Raw genomic sequence first — 19857 nt, forward strand, 5'->3', positions numbered from 1 at the left:
ATGTGGCGGAGCGGGCGACGAATGCGGAACGGCGAAGTGTAAGCGTCGCCGCATTCAGCGCGGGTTCGCCGCGCAGCGGCCGCCGTTGCCGGCGTGCCGCTTTCGTACCGATCAATAGTGGAGATTCACCGATGGCAAGCGCGTACTGGGCTTGCCGCTGTCGTGGACGGTGGGCGACGTGTCGGGCGACGCGCTCATCTGGTAGCGGGTGCCGAAATTCGAATGCACGTTGATTTCGACCGGCTTGCCCTTGTCGCGGAATTCAGTGATTTCGGTTCCGTTCGGGCTGACTTCGTGAAAGCTCGGCGTGCGCGGAACGTTGATGTCGACCTTCGAGCTGACCTCTGCGCCCGGACGATTGATCTTGTCCAGGTCCGGCAGACCGGCCCGTTCATTGGCGGACTGGGGCGCGCCGGCGGCCGGCGGTTCGTCGACGGGCTGGGCAGCCATCGCGGCGTTGCCGAAGGCGAGAGCCAGCGCAACCGCGATGGGAAGGAGCAGCTTCATGGTGATTCTCCGATTGGGTGCCCAGATTCTAGCAAATCCGGCCTGACGTACGGGCGCGAAGCCTTATTTTGCGCCGCTTTCGCGCAACCTGCGTGCGTCCTCGCGGGCGCTGTTGCAAGCGTCGCCGCCGACATTTGGCAACAGCGGGTTCCGTGGTAATGTCGTCTCATCAAAAGGGAGAACGATGATGATCAACAACGATATCAATCAGCGCACGGTGCAGACTCCCGCCAACAGCTTCCCAACCGAAGGCTTCGACGACGCGGCCGAGGCCGTCACCCGCCTCGCCGCGATCTACGAGGCAAACACGTCGTTCCTGCGCGATGCGTTCGCGCGCTATCGCCGCAACGAGCAGTTCGACCATCGGGTGCGCGCCTGCTATCCGTTCGTGCGCGTGCGTACCGAGGTCAACACGCACGTCGATTCACGCCGCTCGTACGGTTTCGTCGCGGGGCCGGGCGTGTTCGAGACGACCGTCACGCGGCCAGACCTGTTCGGCAACTACTATCGCGAGCAACTGCGGCTGCTGGCGAAGAATCATCATGTGCAGATCGAGGTCGGTGTGTCGGACCAGCCGATTCCGATTCATTTCGCGTTCGCCGAGGGCATCCACCTCGAAGGCGATCTGGACCGCGAGCGCCTGTTCCTGATGCGCGACATCTTCGATACACCGGACCTCGCGCTGCTCGACGACCGCATCGTCAACGGCACGTACGAGCCGCTGCAGGGCGAGCCGCATCCGCTCGCGTTGTTCACGGCGGCGCGCGTCGATTTTTCACTGCATCGGCTGAAGCACTACACGGCGACATCGCCGACGCATGTGCAGAACTACGTGCTGTACACCAACTACCAGTTCTATATCGACGAATTCGTCAAGCTCGGCCGAGGCATGATGGCCCGTACGGACGACGAGGAATTGCGCGCCTATCGCAGCGAATACACATCATTCGTGGAGCCCGGCGACGTCATCACCTACAACGAGAATCTCGGCGAGCAGGCGCAGGAGGGCACGCCGCCGCCACGTCTGCCGCAGATGCCCGCCTATCACCTGAAACGCGCGGACGGCAGCGGCATTACGATGGTCAACATTGGGGTCGGGCCGTCGAATGCGAAGACCATCACCGATCACATCGGGGTGCTGCGTCCGCATGCGTGGATTATGCTCGGCCACTGCGCGGGACTGCGCAATACGCAACGTCTCGGCGACTACGTGCTCGCGCACGGCTATGTGCGCGAAGATCATGTGCTCGATGCCGATCTGCCGCTGTGGGTGCCGATTCCGGCGCTCGCCGAAGTGCAGGTCGCGCTCGAGCGCGCGGTCGCGCAGGTCACGCAGCTCGACGGCGTCGAGCTGAAGCGCGTGATGCGCACGGGCACGGTGGCGAGCGTCGACAATCGCAACTGGGAGCTGCGCGATCATCGCGAGCCGGTGCAGCGGCTGTCGCAAAGCCGTGCAATCGCGCTCGATATGGAAAGCGCGACGATCGCCGCGAACGGCTTCCGCTTCCGCGTGCCTTACGGCACGTTGCTGTGCGTGTCGGACAAGCCGCTGCACGGCGAGCTGAAGCTGCCGGGCATGGCCGATCAGTTCTATCGCGCGCAGGTCGATCAGCATCTGCAGATCGGCGTGAAGGCGATGGAACTGCTCAGGATGAATGGGCTGCATCGATTGCATAGCCGCAAGCTGCGGAGTTTCGCGGAAGTCGCGTTTCAGTAACTCAGGCCGAGGCACTGATAAACAGCCCGCTTACGCTGGATGTGCCGCTTTGAAGATGGCTCGCGAGCGACGTCGGAACCAATCGGCTTCGTTGGTTGTCGAGATGACGCTCGCCGGCTCAACCCTGCCCGAACCCGGTCAACCCGATCAAGCTCCCCGCCGCCAGCAGCCACAGCGGATGAATCCGCGTCTTCGTCGCCATCACGGCCGTGAACGCAGTAATCGCCCACGCTATCGCGGTCGGATTCGACGCGCGCGTGATCAGCGCCGCGCTCGCCGCGACGAGGCCGGCCGTCACCGGCACGAGTCCCAGCTGCGCAAAGCGGCGCCACGGACGGTCCTTGAAGCGGTTCCACGCATGCAGCGCGAGAATCGTCACGAGCGACGACGGCCCGAACTTCGCAATCGACGTGACGAGCATGCCTGCCCAGCCGGCCACATGCCAGCCGATCAGCGTGACGATCATCAGGTTCGGGCCGGGCGCGGCTTGAGCGAGCGCGAACAGCGCGCTGAACTCGCTGGCCGGCATCCAGTGATGCACGTCGACCACCTGCCGCTGCATCTCCGGAAGGATCGTATTGCCGCCGCCGAACGCGAGCAGCGACAGCTGACTAAAAATCGCCGCAAGTGAAACGAGCGTGTCGTTCATCGCGCGCTCCTTGCAGCAAGATAAATGCTGAGCGGCGTGAGCACGAGCATCGTCGGCAGCAGCGGCAGTCGCAGCACGGCAATCGCGACGAAGCCGAGCGCGGCGATCAGCGCGGCCAGCGGCTTGTTGCGCAACGGCAGCACGATCTTGAACGCCATCGAAATCAGCAGGCCCGAAGCCGCCGCGGCGAGGCCCGCGAACAGATGACGCACGTGCGGATCGTTCTGCGTGTGCTCGTACAGCACGCCGAGCCCGATCACCACCAGCGAAGGCCCGGCGATCAAGCCGAGCAAACCGGCCAGCGCGCCTGGCACGCCGCGAAAGCGCATGCCGATCGCGACCGACAGATTGATCACGTTGCCGCCCGGCAGGAATTGACAGAGCCCGAGCAGGTCGGTGAATTCGTCGCTGGTCAGCCAACGGCGTTGTTCGACGAGTGCGCGGCGCGCGAGCGGCAAGGCGCCGCCGAATGAAATGAGACCGAGGCCGAGAAAGCCGCCGAAGATCTCACGCAAGGTCGGCGTGGGCGCGAGCGCGGCTTCGGGTGAGCTGAGTTCGTTGTTCATATTGCGAGCTTCGAGTACCAGCTGAGCACGTTAGCGCCGGACTGCAAGCGTGCAAAACGATTTGTTCGCCAATCCGGTTGACAGTCAGCGCGCCGCAAACTGGCCTGCAAAACGAAAGCGGGCAGCCCGAAGGCTGCCCGCCATGTGCGCGACGATAGGCATCGTGCTACGCGCAATGCGAGGCGCGCAGCCTCTTGCCATCACAGGTAGAACATCCGGTCTTCTTCCGACTTGACCGGATGAACTTCGCCTTCCTCGCGGTCTTCGTAGAACTTGAGCACCGCTTCGAGCACCTGGTCCGGATTGTCGATCACCTGCATCAGATCGATGTCGGTCGGATTGATCAAACCCATCGGAATCAGAGCGCTCTTGAACCACGCAAGCAGACCTTCCCAGAACTCGGCGCCGACCAGAATGATCGGCACATGGCGCGACTTCTTGGTCTGGATCAGCGTGAGCACTTCGGCCAGTTCGTCGAGCGTGCCGAAGCCGCCGGGCATCACGATCACCGCGTCCGAGTTCTTCACGAACGTGACCTTGCGCGTGAAGAAATGGCGGAAGCGCAGCGAGATGTCCTGCCACTGGTTGCCCGACTGCTCGTGCGGCAACTCGATGTTCAGACCGACCGAAGGCGCCTTGCCCGCATGCGCGCCCTTGTTGGCCGCTTCCATGATGCCGGGGCCGCCGCCCGAGATCACCGCGAAGCCAGCATCCGACAATTTGCGCGCGATCTGCGTGGCGAGTTTGTAGTACGGCGAGTTCGGTTTCAGGCGTGCCGAACCGTAGATGCTGACCGCCGGGCGAATCTCCGACAGGTACTCGGTCGCCTCGATAAACTCTGCCATAATCGTGAACATCTGCCACGATGCGCGGGCTTTCTTGGCCGTTGCGCGCTCTTGATCTGCGAGCGATCGCAGACTCGGAATCACTTTTCTCTTAGTCATAATGCCTGAAGAACGAAGCCTTGAAGGTAAGACCCTGCTGTTGGTCGACGGTTCGAGTTATCTGTACCGGGCCTACCATGCGATGCCTGATCTGCGCGGTCCCGGGGGTGGCCCGACGGGTGCGCTCTACGGGATGATCAACATGCTGCGGCGCATGCGCAAGGAAGTCACAGCAGAGTATAGCGCGTGCGTGTTCGACGCCAAGGGCAAAACGTTTCGCGACGACTGGTATCCGGAATACAAGGCGAACCGTCCGTCGATGCCGGAAGATCTTGCCCGTCAGATCGAGCCGATTCACGTCGCGGTGCGTGCACTCGGCTGGCCGCTGCTGATGATCGATCGCGTCGAAGCGGACGACGTGATCGGCACGCTGTGCACCGAGGCGGAAAAGCTCGGCATGAACGTGGTCGTGTCGACCGGCGACAAGGACCTCGCGCAGCTCGTGTCGAATCGCGTGACGCTCGTCAATACGATGACCAACGAAACGCTCGACCGCGACGGCGTGGTCGCGAAGTTCGGTGTGCCGCCGGAGCGCATCATCGATTATCTGTCGCTGATCGGCGATACCGTCGACAACGTGCCGGGCGTTGAGAAGTGCGGTCCGAAAACCGCGGTTAAATGGTTGACGCAGTATGAGTCGTTAGATGGCATCGTCGGGCATGCGAGCGAGATCAAGGGCGCGGTCGGCGAGAATCTGCGCCGCGCGCTGGACTTTTTGCCGATGGCGCGCAAGCTCGTCACAGTCGAGCGTCATTGCGATCTGACCGGGCACATCGTGTCGATCGAGGAGAGTTTGCCGAGCCTTCCCGAATCGCGCGAAGAGTTGCGCGAGGTGTTCACGCGCCACGGCTTCAAGACGTGGCTGCGCGAAGTCGAAATCGCCGATGCGGTCGAAGGTCCGGAAACCGACGTGCCCCCCGCGTTGTCCGTCGATCACGAGCGCCACTATGAGACCGTGCAAACATGGGAGCAGCTCGACGAGTGGCTCGACAGGATCAATGCGTCTGAGCTGACCTCGTTCGATACCGAGACCACGTCGCTCGATCCGATGATCGCGCAGATCGTCGGCTTGTCGCTGTCGGTCGAAGCGGGCCGCGCCGCGTATGTGCCGCTCGCGCATCGCGGCCCCGACGCGCCAGTGCAGCTGCCGCGCGACGAAGTGCTCGCGAAGCTCAAGCCGTGGCTCGAAAGCGCCGACCACAAGAAGGTCGGCCAGCATCTGAAGTACGACGAACAGGTGCTCGCGAATTACGGCATCGAAATGCGCGGCGTCGAGCATGACACGTTGCTCGAATCGTACGTGCTCGAATCGCATCGCACGCACGACATGGACAGCCTCGCGCTGCGTCATCTCGGCGTGAAGACGATCAAGTACGAAGAGGTCGCGGGCAAGGGCGCGCAGCAGATCGGCTTCGACGAAGTCGCGCTCGACAAAGCCGCCGAATATGCGGCCGAAGACGCAGACATCACGCTGCGTTTGCATCAGGCCTTGTATCCGCAGATCGCCGCGGAGAAATCGCTCGACCATGTCTATCGCGCGATCGAAGTGCCGACTTCGCGCGTACTGCGCAAGATGGAGCGGACCGGCGTGCTGATCGACGCGGAGAAGCTGCGTCAGCAGAGCAGTGAGATCGCCACGCGTCTGATCGAACTCGAAGGCAAAGCGTACGAACTGGCCGGCGGCGAATTTAACCTCGGCTCGCCAAAGCAGATTGGTCAGATTTTCTTCGAGAAGCTCGAACTGCCGGTCATCAAGAAGACGCCGAGCGGTGCGCCTTCCACCGACGAAGAGGTGTTGCAGAAGCTCGCGGAAGACTATCCGCTGCCGAAGATTCTGCTCGAACATCGCGGCCTGTCGAAACTGAAGTCGACCTATACCGACAAGCTGCCGCGCATGGTCAATCCGCACACCGGCCGCGTACATACGAACTACGCGCAGGCCGTCGCGGTGACGGGGCGGCTCGCGTCGAACGATCCGAACCTGCAGAACATTCCGGTGCGTACCGGCGAAGGTCGACGCATCCGCGAGGCGTTCATCGCGCCGCCCGGGCACAAGCTCGTCTCCGCCGATTATTCGCAGATTGAATTGCGCATCATGGCCCACATCTCTGGCGACGAATCGTTGTTGCGCGCGTTTTCGCAGGGCGAGGACATTCACCGCGCGACCGCGTCGGAAATCTTCAGCGTGACGCCGCTCGAAGTGTCGAGCGATCAGCGGCGCGTCGCGAAGGTCATCAACTTTGGGCTCATCTACGGCATGAGCGCGTTCGGACTCGCATCGAACCTCGGCATCACGCGCGATGCGGCGAAAATTTATATCGACCGCTACTTCGCGCGCTATCCCGGCGTCGCGCGCTATATGGACGAGACGCGTCTGAGTGCGAAGGCGAAGGGCTACGTCGAAACGGTGTTCGGCCGTCGTCTGTGGCTGCCCGAGATCAACGGCGGCAACGGTCCGCGCCGCCAGGCCGCGGAGCGGGCCGCGATCAACGCGCCGATGCAGGGTACCGCGGCCGACCTGATCAAGATGTCGATGATCGCCGTGCAGAACTGGATCGAAGACTCGAAGATTGGCACGCGGATGATCATGCAGGTGCATGACGAACTGATTCTCGAAGTGCCCGACGCTGAGTTATCCGAAGTCCGCAAGCGCCTGCCAGAACTGATGTGCGGCGTCGCCGCGCTGAAGGTGCCGCTCGTCGCCGAGGTCGGTGCGGGTCTGAACTGGGAGGAAGCGCATTGACATGCACGTGACATGCGCACGATAACGTCGTGCGCATGTCACACATGGGTTTTGGCGACTTGTGACTTCCCAGGCGGGTCGAGGACAATCGGTTCAGGACGGCGCATTCATGCGCAGCGTCGCGACAGATAATTCATCGGCTACACGGAGAAGTGCAATGCATCGATTTATCGTCGTTGGCGGAGGTGCGGGAGGATTGGAACTGGCGACGCGTCTTGGCGATCGCTATGGGGCCGACAAGAAGGGGCGCAGCGCGCAGGCCCGGGTCACGCTGGTCGACCGCTATCCGACGCATATCTGGAAGCCGCTGCTGCACGAGGTGGCGGCGGGCAGCATGGACCCGTTCACGCAGGAGCTCCCGTACGCGGCGCAGGCGCGCTGGCATGGCTTCGCGTTCCAGCAAGGCGACCTGACCGCACTCGACCGCACGAATCGACGCATTACGCTCGGCACCGTGCTGGACGACGACGGCGCTGAACTGCTGCCCGAACGCGAGCTCGAGTACGACACGCTGATCATCGCGATCGGCAGTACCACCGCCTTCTTCGGCGTCAAGGGAGCGGCCGAATTCTCCATAGCACTGGATACGGTCAGCGAGGCAGAGCGTTTCCGCAAGCGCCTGATCGCCGCATGCATGCGCGCCGAGCATCAGGCGCACGAACCCGTCGAGTCGAGACCGGGACCCGGCACGTGGACGTCCAGCGAGCCGCGCATTCAGGTGGCGATCGTCGGCGGCGGCGCGACGGGGGTCGAGTTGTCGGCGGAGTTGCGCAATACCGCGCAGGTGTTGTCCGCGTATGGCTTGCACAAGCTCGATCCGCGGCATGACGTCGGCATCGTGCTGATCGAGGCGGGGCCGCGCATTCTGCCCGCGTTGCAGGAGCGCGTTTCCACGGCCACCGCCGAATTGCTGACCAAGCTCGGCGTGAAGCTGATGATCGGCGAGACGGTGGCCGAGGTCGCGCCGGGCTACATCCGCACCGCGAGCGGTCACACCGTGCGGGCCGATCTGACCGTGTGGGCGGCGGGCATCAAGGCGCCGGCGGTGCTCGGTCAGCTCGACGGCTTGCCGGTCAACCGGCTCGGCCAGCTGGTCGTGCGCCGTACGCTGCAAACCGGGATCGACGACAACATCTTCGCGCTCGGCGACTGCGCGGCCTGCGAGTGGCCGGGCAACGAGCGCAACGTGCCGCCGCGCGCGCAGGCCGCGCATCAGCAGGCGAACTTTCTGATGAAAGGACTGGCGGCGCGCCTCGACAACAGGCCACTACCGGAATTCACTTATCGCGACTTCGGCTCGCTGGTCTCGCTCGGCCACTTCAGCGCGGTCGGCAATCTGATGGGCGGGGTGATTGGCGGCAATATGCTGATCGAAGGGCTGTTCGCGCGCTTCATGTACATGTCGCTGTACCGGCTGCATATCGCGGCGCTGCACGGCTATCCGCGCATGGTGCTCGACACCTTCGCGCACTGGTTGCGCCGTACCACGCTGCCGCGCGTCAAGCTGCACTGACGCGCGCGGACGATCTCCTCAGTTGAATGTGCAACGGGATGCGCGCAAGGCGTATCCTGTGGCCTCTAACAATACTTCGAGGAGCGCCCCATGCTGAAGCCTGAAGTCGACTGTCTGATCCCGCACGTTCCTTTCGATCGGCGCACCTTCATCAAGGCGACGCTGGGCTCCGGCTTCGCGGCGGCGGTGCTGCCAGTCTCGGCGCAAACCATCCATACCGACAGCGACGGCCTCGAAGCAGGGGAGGTGGCGTTTCATTCGCTCGGTACGCTGATACCGGCTTATCGCGCGCAGCCGAAGGGCAAGACGCATCTGCCGGTGATCCTCGTCGTGCATGAGGCTTTCGGCGTGCACGAGCATATCGCGGACGTCTGCCGACGCTTCGCGAAGCTGGGCTATCTGGCAATCGCGCCGAACCTGTTCGAGCGCGAGGGCGATCCGACCGCCTACAGGAGCATCCAGCAACTGAGCGAGCAACTGCTCAGCAAGGTACCCGACGAGCAGGTGCTGGCCGACCTCGACGCAGCCGTCGCGTGGGCCGGCGAAAACGGCGGCGACCTGAACCGGCTCGGCGTGAACGGCTTCTGCTGGGGTGGGCGCATCTCGTGGCTCTATGCCGAACACAATCCGCGCGTGAAGGCGGGGGTCGCCTGGTACGGTCGCGTGACCGGCGCGAAGAATGCGATGACGCCGGCCAATCCGATCGATCTCGTCGCTGACCTTCATGCGCCGGTGCTCGGCCTGTACGGGCGCCAGGATCAAAGCAATCCGCAGGACACGCTCGAGCAGATGAAGAAGGCGATCGCGCAAGGGCCGCAAGCAGGACGCGGCTCGCAGTTCGTCGTTTATGACGACGCGGGTCACGCGTTTTTCGCCGATTACCGTCCGAGCTACAGGAAGGCCGATGCCGAGGATGGCTGGCGTCGCGCGCTCGTATGGTTCAAGCAGCACGGCGTGGCTTGAAGCGCAGCTCGAATTCCTCGCGTCTGGTTACGACTTGCGGCGGCTCGCGCTCAAGGTTTCGCCCCCGTCGCCACCGGCCGTTTCGGGTCGGAACTCCATTCGCTCCAAGAGCCCGCGTACAACGCTGAACCATGCAGGCCGGCAACCTCCATCGCTAGCGAATTGACGCAGGCGGTCACGCCCGAGCCGCATTGCAGCACCACGTGTTCGGGCGGCGTATCGCCGAGCAGCGCGTGGAATTCCTCGCGCAGTGTGTGCGCCGGCTTGAAGCGGCCGTCGGGGGTAAAGTTGTCCTTGAAGAAGCGGTTCAGCGCGCCCGGGATATGGCCGCCGACGCGGTCGAGCGTCTCGTTTTCGCCGCGATAGCGATCGGCCGCGCGCGCGTCGACGACGATTCGCTCCTTCGAACCGAGGTTGCGCTCGACCGCCCGGGTATCGATGGTCACGGCGAGCGGCGCGGCCGCCTTGAAGTCGCCGGTGTTCTGCGCGGGCACGTCCTGCGTCAGCGGTTGGCCGGCCGCTTCCCATGCCTGCAGCCCGCCGTCGAGCAGCGCGACCGCGTCGTGACCGAGCCAGCGCAACAGCCACCAGACCCGCGCCGCGTACATGCCGCCTTGTGCGTCATATGCGACGACCTGTTGACCTTGCTTCAGCCCCCGCGACTCCAGCGTTTCGACGAGCCGCGCGCGATCGGGCAGCGGATGCCGGCCGTTCGAGCCGTTCTTCGGCCCGGACAGATCGCGATCGAGATGCAGATAGTGCGCGCCCGGCAGATGGCCGGCCAGCCAGGCTTTCTCGCCCGCGTCGGTATCGGTGAGGTCGAACCGGCAGTCGATCACGAACACGCTGCCCGGCGCGGCCGTGAGCCGCTCGGCAAGATTGGTCGCGGAGATCAGGGTGGTGTAATGAGTGTGGGGCATGAGCGTCTCCTCGATACGGGCGATGGCGGCTACGGGCCGCGTCGTTCACGCGGTTGGCGAATGGCCGGTCTATGTCGGTAGTCTAAACAAAAAAAGACGGGTCGAAGCCCGTCTTTCCTTGAGTCGATCGATGCGCCACGTGGCGCGGATCAGATCGTGCCGAGTTCGCGCCGCAGAAACTCGTGGAAGTGCTGCATGCCGTCTTCCATCGGGCTCTGATACGGTCCGACCTGTGATTCCCCGCGCTCCATCAGCGCGAGGCGGCCGGCGTCCATGCGCTCGGCGATCTCGTCGTCTTCGCGGGCCGTCTCCATATAGGCGGCGCGCTCGGCTTCGACGAAGTCGCGCTCGAACAGCGCGATTTCCTCGGGGTAATAGAACTCCACCACGTTGGTGGTCTTCTGCGGACCGCGCGGAATCAGCCACGACACGACCAGCACGTGCGGATACCACTCGATCATGATGCCCGGGTAGTACACCATCCAGATCGCGCCGAACTCGGGCGGATTGCCGTCGCGAAAGCGCAGCACTTCGTCGTGCCACTTGCGATACGTCGGGCTGCCCGGTTGCTCGAGCGCCTTGTGCACGCCGACCGTCTGCACGCTGTACCAGTCGCCGAACTCCCACGTCAGATCGTCGCAATTGACGAAGCTGCCGAGGCCCGGATGGAACGGTGCGACGTGATAGTCCTCCAGATAGACCTCGATGAAGGTCTTCCAGTTGTAGTTGCACTCATGGACTTCGACGTGATCGAACATGAAGCCCGAGAAATCGAAGTGGCGCTTGGTGCCGAGGCGTGCAAGATCTTTCGCGACGTCGCGACCTTGCACCTCGAACAGCAGCCCCTGCCAGTTCTGCAGCGGCGTGGCGCCGAGATTCAGGCACGGGTTGTCGGCAAAATGGGGGGCGCCGAGCAAGTCGCCCTTCAGGTCGTACGTCCAGCGATGCAGCGGACAGACGATGTTCTGCGTCTGGCCGCGACCGTTGAGCATGATGGCTTGCCGGTGGCGGCACACATTCGACAGCAACTCGACTTGCGACTGCTGGTTACGGACGAGTACCCGCCCCTCGCGTTCGCTGGGCAAGGCGAAATAATCCCCCGCTTCGGGCACCATTAGATCGTGGCCGATGTAGCGAGGACCTTTCTTGAAAAGGGTGTCGATTTCGCGCGTAAGAAGCGCTTCGTCAAAGTAAGCCGTGACTGGCAGCTGGCTGTGAACAGACCGCAACTGCAATGCATTGCTCAGATTGGACATTCCCACTCCCGATGAAGACGTGAAAGCAGTGAACAACCCAACCATCGAAGATTCGATTTAGGGAGCCCGCGATTATACCCGTTTCCCCGTGACAGGGGCACTTAAGTCCCTGATTTGGGTTAAAAATGTCAGGAAAGTTCGGCATTTTCGCCGCAGACCTCGAGCTTTTTTTCTGAGAAACTTCAGGGTCGAAGCGGGGAAAGGCGGGCATCAGACAGGCTCGAAACGAGGCGGAAGGCAGGACGCAGGCGGGCGGGCGGATCGAAAATGTCGCTTTTGCCGTAGAATGTCCGACTTGTTTTAATTTTGCGACTATTCATGGCGAAGACCGCATCGAAAGATTCCGCCGCCGCGCCAGCCGAATGTGGCGACAGCGCACCGCTGCCGGAGAACTACGAGGCCGCGCAGGCTGAGCTGGAAGAGCTCGTCGCGCGCATGGAGGGCGGTAGCCTGAGCCTCGAGGAATCGTTGGCGGCATACCGTCGCGGCGCGGCACTTGTCGGATTCTGTCAACTGCAGCTTGAAAAGGTCGAGCAGCAGGTGCGGGTGCTGGACGGCGAGACACTCAAGCCGCTGCCCATGAATAGCGCAGGCACAGCCGCGACTGAGAGCGGGGACGACCTATGACATTCGAACAATGGACGCGCGCGGTGCTCGAACGCGTCGAAGCGGCTCTGGAACACTATCTGCCTGCCGGGACGACCGAACCCGCCAGGCTGCACGAGGCGATGCGCTATGCGGTGCTCGGTGGCGGCAAGCGGGTGCGGCCGCTCCTGTGCCACGCGGCCGGCGAGCTGACCGGCGCGCGCGCCGAATGCCTCGATGCGGCGGCGGCGGCACTGGAAATGATCCACGTGTACTCGCTGGTGCATGACGACATGCCCTGCATGGATGACGACGCGCTGCGCCGCGGCAAGCCGACGGTCCACGTCAAGTATGACGAGGCGACCGCGCTGCTGGTCGGCGACGCGCTGCAGTCGCAAGCATTTGTCGTGCTCACGTCCGACGTGATGGGCCTGCCGCAGCAGGCGTCGCTCGTGCGCGAGCTCGCGCTCGCAAGCGGCTCGATCGGCATGTGCGGCGGCCAGGCCATCGATCTGGCGAGCGTCGGCCACACGCTGACCCGTCCGCAGCTCGAGACCATGCATCGGATGAAGACCGGCGCGCTGCTGCGCGCGGCCGTGCGCATGGGCGCACTGGCCGGCGAGACGCCGGACACGCAGGCTCTGGCGTCGCTCGACGCCTACGCCGCCGCGGTCGGTCTCGCGTTTCAGGTCGTCGACGACATTCTCGACGTCACGACCGACTCCGCAACGCTCGGCAAGACCGCCGGCAAGGACGCGAAGGACGGCAAGCCAACCTACGTGTCGATTATCGGGCTCGACGCGTCGCGCGCGCTCGCGGCGCAACTGCGCAGCGACGCGCACGCAGCGCTCGCGCCGTTCGGCGCACGCGCACAGCGTCTTGCCGAACTGGCCGACCTGGTGGTGAACCGGGTCAGCTGAACGCGAAAGCCCGCCGTCGCGCACCCTCCATTCCCGGGGTGCATGTATGAAGTGCGGGCGCGTAAGTTTTCCTACAATGGAACGACGATGTACGACTTGCTGAAAACCATCGACGACCCGGCAGCCCTGCGCCGCCTCGATCGCCGCCAATTGCAACCGCTTGCCGGCGAGTTGCGCGCCTTCGTGCTCGACAGCGTATCGCAGACGGGCGGCCATCTCTCGTCCAACCTCGGCACGGTTGAGTTGACCATCGCGCTGCATTACGTCTTCGATACGCCGCACGACCGGATCGTCTGGGACGTCGGCCATCAGACCTATCCGCACAAGATCCTGACCGGTCGTCGCGACCAGATGCACACGCTGCGTCAGTTGGGCGGTATCTCGGGCTTCCCGAAGCGCGACGAATCGGAATACGACACCTTCGGCACCGCGCACTCGAGCACGTCGATTTCGGCGGCGCTCGGCATGGCGGTCGCGAGCAAGCTGCAAGGCGACAACCGCATGGGCATTGCCGTGATCGGCGACGGCGCGATGACGGCGGGCATGGCCTTCGAGGCAATGAACAACGCGGGCGTCGAAGACGACGTGCCGCTGCTCGTGATCCTCAACGACAACGACATGTCGATCTCGCCGCCGGTCGGCGCGCTCAATCGCCATCTCGCGCGTCTGATGTCGGGGCGCTTCTATGCGGCCGCGCGCGCGGGCGTCGAACGCGTGCTGCGCGTCGCGCCGCCGGTGCTCGATCTCGCGCGCAAGCTCGAGGAGCACGCGAAGGGCATGATCGTGCCGGCGACGCTGTTCGAAGAGTTCGGCTTCAACTACATCGGACCGATCGACGGTCACGATCTCGATTCGCTGATTCCCACCCTGCAAAACATCAAGGAACTGCGCGGGCCGCAGTTCCTGCACGTGGTCACGAAGAAAGGACAGGGCTACAAGCTGGCCGAGGCTGATCCGGTGCTGTACCACGGCCCTGGCAAGTTCAATCCGGCCGAGGGTATCAAGCCGGCCGCGACGCCGTCGAAAAAGACCTACACGCAGGTGTTCGGCGAGTGGCTGTGCGACGCGGCCGAACTCGACTCGCGCGTGATCGGCATCACGCCGGCAATGCGTGAAGGCTCGGGCATGGTCGAGTTCGAAAAGCGCTTCCCGGATCGTTACTTCGACGTCGGCATCGCCGAGCAGCACGCGGTGACGTTCGCGGGCGGCCTTGCCGCGGACGGCATGAAGCCGGTCGTCGCGATCTATTCGACCTTTCTGCAACGCGCATATGACCAGCTGATTCACGACGTCGCGCTGCAAAACCTGCCGGTGGTGTTCGCAATCGATCGTGCGGGTCTCGTTGGTGCGGACGGCGCGACGCATGCGGGCGCGTACGACCTCGCGTTCATGCGTTGTATTCCGAACATGACCGTGATGGCGCCGTCGGACGAAAACGAGTGCCGGCAGATGCTGTACACCGCGTTGCAGCAGTCGCATCCGACCGCTGTGCGCTACCCGCGCGGCGCGGGTACCGGGGTCGCAACGGTCAAGCAGATGGCCGCGTTGCCGCTCGGCAAGGGCGAAGTGCGTCGCGAGACGTCGGCGCCGGCCGGCAAGCGCATCGCGATTCTCGCGTTCGGCACGATGGTCGCGCCGTCGCTCGCGGCCGCCGAGCAACTCGACGCCACCGTCGCGAACATGCGCTTCGTGAAGCCGCTCGACACCGAACTCGTGCGCGAGCTGGCCGAGACGCACGACGCGATCGTCACCGTCGAGGAAGGCTGCATCATGGGTGGCGCGGGTTCGGCGTGCGTCGAAGCCCTGCTCGCATGTGGGGTTATGCGCCCCGTACTACAATTGGGCCTCCCCGATCGGTTCATCGATCACGGGGACCCGGCCAAGCTGCTCGCCGCGTGCGGTCTCGACGCCGCGGGTATCGCCCGGTCGATCCGCGAACGCTTCCTTGCGAGCGGCGCGGTCGGCGGTCAGTCGTCCGTGAAGCGCGTCGCGTAAAGCGCTGTCGGCTGTCGTGCCGTCGTAGGTTCGACTCATGCCGCCGTCATGCGACGGCGGCTTCGGCAATCTCCAGTTTGAACCGACGGGTGTTGTGGGCCGTCACCCAACGCCGGCGCGAGCCGGCGTTCGCCGTTGCGCGCGCTGATCCGCATTGCCGATCGGTGCCTCGCACTCGCTGCGCGATAGTCGCCGATGCAGTGAAAATTTGGCGCAGCCCGGCGCTTTCCAGAAAGGACAAAAGAATGAATCAGATGAATCCCGCTTTCGTGATGCCCGACGTGCAAAGCACCGCCGACACGCGCCAGATTCCGATCCAGCGGGTCGGCGTGAGGGGCGTGCGTCATCCGTTGACGATTCGCACGCAAGGTGGCGAAGCGCAGCCGTCGGTCGGCACGTGGAATCTCGACGTGCATCTGCCGGCCGAGCAGAAGGGCACCCACATGTCGCGCTTCGTCGCGTTGCTCGAAGAGAACAAGGCGCCGCTCGAACCGGCCACGTTCCGCACGATGCTCGCGGCTATGCTTGAAAAACTCGAGGCCGAGGCGGGCCGCATCGAAGTGTCGTTCCCGTACTTCGTGAACAAGACCGCGCCGGTGTCGGGCGTGCAGAGCTTGCTCGATTATGAAGTCACGCTGACCGGTGAGACCCGCCATGGCGCGACGCGGGTATTCCTGAAGGTGCTGGTGCCGGTCACGAGCCTGTGCCCGTGCTCGAAGAAGATCTCGCAGTACGGCGCGCACAATCAGCGTTCGCACGTTACCATCGATGCCGAGCTGAACGGCGACGTTGCTGTCGAAGAGTTGATCCGTATCGCCGAGGAAGAAGCGTCGTGTGAACTGTGGGGGCTGCTCAAGCGCCCGGACGAGAAGTTCGTCACCGAGCGCGCGTATGAAAATCCGAAGTTCGTCGAAGACCTCGTGCGCGACGTTGCCCAGCGTCTGAATGCCGACGAGCGCATCGTCGCGTATGTGCTCGAAGCGGAGAACTTCGAGTCGATTCACAATCACAGCGCGTATGCGGTGATCGAGCGGGACAAGCGCCTCGCCTGATACATTCCTGATCGCTCCACGCCGGTTCGTTGCGAAAGCATTGAAGCAAAAAAGCCGCTTGTAAAGCGGCTTTTTGTCCTCTTGGGGCGGCGGTTCAGTGCGCGAGCGACGTCAGATCCCAACGCGGCTTCACGGTGAACGCGTAGTCGTGGCCGGCCTGTTCGGGCCAGCGTTGCAAACGCAGCGCGCCGGCCAGCGCGATCATCGCCCCGTTGTCCGTGCACAGCGACAGGTCCGGGTAGTGGACGTAGAAATTGCGCTTCTGCGCGGCGGCCGACAGCGCTTCGCGCAACTGCCGGTTCGCGCCGACGCCGCCCGCCACCACCAGCCGGTTCAGCTTCGTGCGCTTGAGCGCCGCTAGAGATTTCGCGGCCAGCACTTCGACGGCGGCATCGACGAAACCGCGCGCGAGGTCGGCCTTGGCCTGCTCGCAGATGTTCGCGCCGCCCAGCCGGTTCGCGTGCGTGAGCACGGCGGTCTTCAGGCCGCTGAAGCTGAAATCGAGGTCGCCGGAATGTAGCATCGGGCGCGGCAGCACGACTGCCCCGGGTGTGCCGAACTCGGCCATGCGCGAGACTTCGGGGCCGCCCGGATAGCCGAGGCCCAGCAGCTTGGCGGTTTTGTCGAAGGCTTCGCCGGCGGCGTCGTCGAGCGTCTCGCCGAGCGTCTCGTAGACGCCGACGTCGGTCACGCGCATCAACTGCGTGTGGCCGCCCGAGACCAGCAGCGCGACGAACGGAAACGGCGGCGGCTCGTCGACGAGCAGCGGCGACAGCAGATGCCCTTCGAGATGGTGAATGCCGACGGTCGGCTTGTTCCACGCCATCGCCAGCGAATTGGCGACGCTCGCGCCGACCAGCAGCGCGCCCGCGAGCCCGGGCCCTTGCGTGTAAGCGATCGCGTCGATGTCGCCGCGCGCGACGCCGGCGCGGTCCATCACCTCTTCGAGCAGCGGCAGCGCGCGGCGGATATGGTCGCGCGATGCAAGCTCCGGCACGACGCCGCCGTACTCCCGGTGCATCGCAATCTGCGAATGCAGCGCGTGCGCGAGCAGGCCGCGCTCCGTGTCGTAGAGCGCGAGACCGGTTTCGTCGCAGGAGCTTTCGATGCCGAGAACGAGCATGATGAATCGCTTGAGACGGCCGCGCGCGACGCGCGTCCGAAAGTGGAAGGTAAGCCTGAAAGTATACCAGCGCGGACAGGCAGCCGCAGGCGGCCGGCAGAGCACGGGCATGGATGCGCGGGCCCGGCAGGTACAATGCGGCCCCATGGAATCCTTCGATATCGCGGTGATCGGCGCGGGCGCGGCCGGCATGATGTGCGCGGCCGTGGCCGGTCAACTCGGCCGGCGTGTGGCGCTGATCGACCACTCGCAGCGTCTCGCGGAAAAAATCCGTATTTCCGGCGGTGGCCGCTGCAACTTCACGAATCTGTATGCGGGGCCGGCCAATTATCTGTCGGCGAATCCGCATTTTTGCCGCTCGGCGCTCGCGCGCTATACGCCGCGCGATTTCATGGCGTTGCTGAAGCAGCATCGCGTGACATGGCATGAGAAGCACAAGGGCCAGCTGTTCTGCGATCAGTCGAGCGACGCGGTCATCGACGTGCTGAAGAACGAGTGCGACGCCGGTGGGGTTGCATGGCGCACGCCGCTGTCGGTCGAAGAGGTGCGCCAGGACGCCGAAGGACAGTTCCTGCTCGGCACGACGACGGGCACGATCGCCGCCCGTGCGCTCGTGATCGCGACGGGCGGTCTGTCGATCCCGAAGATCGGCGCAACCGATTTCGCATACCGGATCGCCAGGCAGTTCGGCCACAAGTTGATCGACACGCGTCCCGCGCTGGTTCCGCTGACCTTCGCTCCGGCCGACTGGGAGCCGTTCGCGGCGCTATCGGGCGTGTCGCTTGAAGTACAGCTGTCGACTGGCAATACGAAGACCGGCGCCGAATTCACCGAAGATCTGCTGCTCACGCACCGCGGCCTGTCGGGCCCAGGCGTGCTGCAGATCTCGAGCTACTGGCAGCCCGGCGAGCCGATTCACATCAATCTGCTGCCGGAGCGCGACGCCGCGACTGCGCTCATCGACGCGAAAAACGGCACGAAGCGGCAGATCGCCAATCTGCTATCGGAATGGGTGCCGCAGCGGCTCGCGCATGTGTGGCTCGACACTCACCAGGTGGCCGCCGAGGCTCGCGTCGCCGATCTGCCGGACAAGGCGCTGCGCCGCATCGGTGAGGCTCTGTCGCGCTGGAACCTCACGCCGAACGGCACCGAGGGTTATCGCAAGGCCGAAGTGACTCGCGGTGGGGTCGATACGCGCGGTTTGTCATCGACCACGATGATGAGCGCGCGGGTGCCGGGCCTCTACTTCATCGGCGAGGCGGTCGACGTGACCGGTTGGCTCGGCGGCTACAACTTCCAGTGGGCGTGGGCGTCGGGTGTCGCGGCGGGCGAGGCGGCGGCCGAATATGCCCGGGGGCTTGACGGCGCAATGGCTTTGTGAGAAAGCTCTGCTATACTCCTGAACCTTTACAAAGTTCCGTTATTGAAAAATGACGACCATCCGCGTAAAAGACAATGAGCCGTTCGAAGTCGCCATGCGCCGTTTCAAGCGCACCATGGAGAAAAACGGCTTACTGACGGAACTTCGCGCTCGCGAGTTTTACGAGAAACCCACAGCCGAACGCAAGCGCAAGAAAGCGGCGGCAGTGAAGCGTCATTTCAAGCGTCTGCGTGGCCAGATGCTGCCAAGGAAGCTCTACTGATTCTGGCGTTGCCGCGCTCCGCTTCGCACGAGGCGCGGCAGCATCCAAGCCGATGGCGGCACGTCAGGTGCCATCACGGGAAACCCGGCCCATCGGGCCAACCGGCAGGGTCGCATCCACTACGCATATTGCCCAACCCGCTTGAGGAAGAAGTCCCAAGCGGGTTTTTGTGCTGATGCGGCGGTATCGCCGCCGTCGACCGGCCGGTTTTTCAACTTTTCAACGCAATTCAGGTGAGTGATGAGTCTCAAGGACCGGATCAACGACGATATGAAAGCTGCCATGCGGGCGCGCGAGACCGAACGTCTCGGGACGATCCGCCTGCTGCTCGCCGCGATCAAGCAGCGTGAAGTCGATGAGCGGGTCACGCTCGACGACGCCGCCATAACCTCCGTCGTCGACAAGATGATCAAGCAGCGCAAGGATTCGATCAGCCAGTTCGAGGCCGCAGGACGTACGGATCTTGCGGACAAGGAAAAGGCCGAGTTGGCCATTCTTTCCGCGTACATGCCTGAGCAGATGTCCGAAGCGGAAATCGTTGCCGAGGTGCAGGCGGCAGTCGCGCAAACCGGCGCTGCCGGCCCGCAGGACATGGGCAAGGTGATGGGCGTGCTGAAGCCGAAGCTGGCCGGCCGCGCCGACATGACCGCCGTCTCCGCACAGGTCAAGGCCGCGCTCGCTAAGTAACTCTGTCGATTTGTCCGGGTCGCGCGCCTCCTGAAGGCGAGGCGCGGGACCCGATCGCGGTGTCGAGCCCGGGC

General features: G+C 64.0%; 18 protein-coding genes. 11 read left to right on the top strand and 7 right to left on the bottom strand.

Translation table 11 applies throughout. The annotated features are described in order from the left end of the window. Positions 1-111 precede the first annotated feature (111 nt). On the bottom strand, positions 112-507 hold the full coding sequence (locus tag OKW45_RS14340; protein ID WP_018424180.1) for a hypothetical protein: 396 nt from the start codon (positions 505-507) through the stop codon (positions 112-114). Positions 508-697: 190 nt separating this feature from the next. Here OKW45_RS14340 and OKW45_RS14345 point away from each other — a divergent pair, with 190 nt between their 5' ends. Continuing rightward, positions 698-2224, top strand: coding sequence for an AMP nucleosidase (locus OKW45_RS14345; RefSeq protein ID WP_026226474.1), 1527 nt, complete (start codon positions 698-700; stop codon positions 2222-2224). A 118-nt stretch (positions 2225-2342) separates the two neighbouring features. Here OKW45_RS14345 and OKW45_RS14350 read toward each other — a convergent pair whose 3' ends face one another. The 3 genes from OKW45_RS14350 to OKW45_RS14360 all read right to left on the bottom strand — a co-directional run bounded on the left by OKW45_RS14350 (position 2343) and on the right by OKW45_RS14360 (position 4383). Next, complete coding sequence (locus tag OKW45_RS14350; protein ID WP_018424182.1) at positions 2343-2873, bottom strand: chromate transporter; 531 nt, start codon at positions 2871-2873, stop codon at positions 2343-2345. Beyond that, the gene (locus OKW45_RS14355) at positions 2870-3439 is read right to left on the bottom strand and encodes a chromate transporter (RefSeq protein WP_429469048.1); all 570 of its coding nucleotides are present in this window, start codon (positions 3437-3439) and stop codon (positions 2870-2872) included. The genes OKW45_RS14350 and OKW45_RS14355 overlap by 4 nt, the downstream gene beginning before the upstream one ends. A 200-nt stretch (positions 3440-3639) precedes the next feature. Further along, positions 3640-4383 carry an LOG family protein gene (locus OKW45_RS14360; protein ID WP_035471771.1) on the bottom strand — a complete coding sequence of 248 codons (744 nt, stop codon included), beginning with the start codon at positions 4381-4383 and terminating at the stop codon, positions 3640-3642. Position 4384: 1 nt separating this feature from the next. On the opposite strand from OKW45_RS14360, the gene polA reads away from it, so the two are divergent. From polA to OKW45_RS14375, 3 genes are all read left to right on the top strand, one after another. Then, the gene (gene polA, locus OKW45_RS14365) at positions 4385-7126 is read left to right on the top strand and encodes a DNA polymerase I (protein WP_429469051.1); all 2742 of its coding nucleotides are present in this window, start codon (positions 4385-4387) and stop codon (positions 7124-7126) included. 157 nt (positions 7127-7283) lie between these two features. After that, positions 7284-8639: an NAD(P)/FAD-dependent oxidoreductase gene (locus OKW45_RS14370; RefSeq protein WP_026226476.1), complete on the top strand. Its 1356-nt coding sequence runs from the start codon at positions 7284-7286 to the stop codon at positions 8637-8639. Between the two features lie 90 nt (positions 8640-8729). Beyond that, positions 8730-9602: a dienelactone hydrolase family protein gene (locus tag OKW45_RS14375; protein WP_429469054.1), complete on the top strand. Its 873-nt coding sequence runs from the start codon at positions 8730-8732 to the stop codon at positions 9600-9602. Between the two features lie 50 nt (positions 9603-9652). On the opposite strand, the gene OKW45_RS14380 is transcribed toward OKW45_RS14375, so the two are convergent. Both OKW45_RS14380 and OKW45_RS14385 read right to left on the bottom strand, forming a co-directional pair. Next, on the bottom strand, positions 9653-10522 hold the full coding sequence (locus tag OKW45_RS14380) for a sulfurtransferase (RefSeq protein WP_018424188.1): 870 nt from the start codon (positions 10520-10522) through the stop codon (positions 9653-9655). 149 nt (positions 10523-10671) lie between these two features. Beyond that, on the bottom strand, positions 10672-11778 hold the full coding sequence (locus OKW45_RS14385; protein ID WP_429469056.1) for an aromatic ring-hydroxylating oxygenase subunit alpha: 1107 nt from the start codon (positions 11776-11778) through the stop codon (positions 10672-10674). 318 nt (positions 11779-12096) lie between these two features. Between OKW45_RS14385 and OKW45_RS14390 the strand changes: the two genes are divergently transcribed. From OKW45_RS14390 to folE2, 4 genes are all read left to right on the top strand, one after another. Continuing rightward, the gene (locus OKW45_RS14390) at positions 12097-12405 is read left to right on the top strand and encodes an exodeoxyribonuclease VII small subunit (RefSeq protein ID WP_429469059.1); all 309 of its coding nucleotides are present in this window, start codon (positions 12097-12099) and stop codon (positions 12403-12405) included. Continuing rightward, entirely contained in the window at positions 12402-13283 is an 882-nt protein-coding gene (locus tag OKW45_RS14395) for a polyprenyl synthetase family protein (protein WP_429469063.1), read from the top strand. Before OKW45_RS14390 ends, OKW45_RS14395 begins: the two co-directional genes overlap by 4 nt. A gap of 87 nt (positions 13284-13370) precedes the next feature. Continuing rightward, on the top strand, positions 13371-15278 hold the full coding sequence (gene dxs, locus OKW45_RS14400) for a 1-deoxy-D-xylulose-5-phosphate synthase (protein ID WP_429469066.1): 1908 nt from the start codon (positions 13371-13373) through the stop codon (positions 15276-15278). A gap of 245 nt (positions 15279-15523) precedes the next feature. Beyond that, positions 15524-16330, top strand: coding sequence for a GTP cyclohydrolase FolE2 (folE2, locus tag OKW45_RS14405; protein WP_429469069.1), 807 nt, complete (start codon positions 15524-15526; stop codon positions 16328-16330). Between the two features lie 94 nt (positions 16331-16424). On the opposite strand, the gene tsaD is transcribed toward folE2, so the two are convergent. Continuing rightward, positions 16425-17453 (bottom strand): tRNA (adenosine(37)-N6)-threonylcarbamoyltransferase complex transferase subunit TsaD, encoded by a 1029-nt coding sequence (gene tsaD / locus OKW45_RS14410; protein WP_429469071.1) that lies wholly within the window; start codon positions 17451-17453, stop codon positions 16425-16427. A 145-nt stretch (positions 17454-17598) separates the two neighbouring features. Here tsaD and OKW45_RS14415 point away from each other — a divergent pair, with 145 nt between their 5' ends. The 3 genes from OKW45_RS14415 to OKW45_RS14425 all read left to right on the top strand — a co-directional run bounded on the left by OKW45_RS14415 (position 17599) and on the right by OKW45_RS14425 (position 19783). Continuing rightward, entirely contained in the window at positions 17599-18834 is a 1236-nt protein-coding gene (locus OKW45_RS14415; RefSeq protein ID WP_429469073.1) for a BaiN/RdsA family NAD(P)/FAD-dependent oxidoreductase, read from the top strand. Positions 18835-18883: 49 nt separating this feature from the next. After that, positions 18884-19096 carry a 30S ribosomal protein S21 gene (gene rpsU / locus OKW45_RS14420; protein WP_018424196.1) on the top strand — a complete coding sequence of 71 codons (213 nt, stop codon included), beginning with the start codon at positions 18884-18886 and terminating at the stop codon, positions 19094-19096. Positions 19097-19336: 240 nt separating this feature from the next. Beyond that, complete coding sequence (locus OKW45_RS14425) at positions 19337-19783, top strand: GatB/YqeY domain-containing protein (RefSeq protein WP_090808418.1); 447 nt, start codon at positions 19337-19339, stop codon at positions 19781-19783. Positions 19784-19857 lie beyond the last annotated feature (74 nt).

The organism is Paraburkholderia lebeckiae (assembly GCF_050436225.1).
Lineage (GTDB): Bacteria > Pseudomonadota > Gammaproteobacteria > Burkholderiales > Burkholderiaceae > Paraburkholderia > Paraburkholderia tuberum.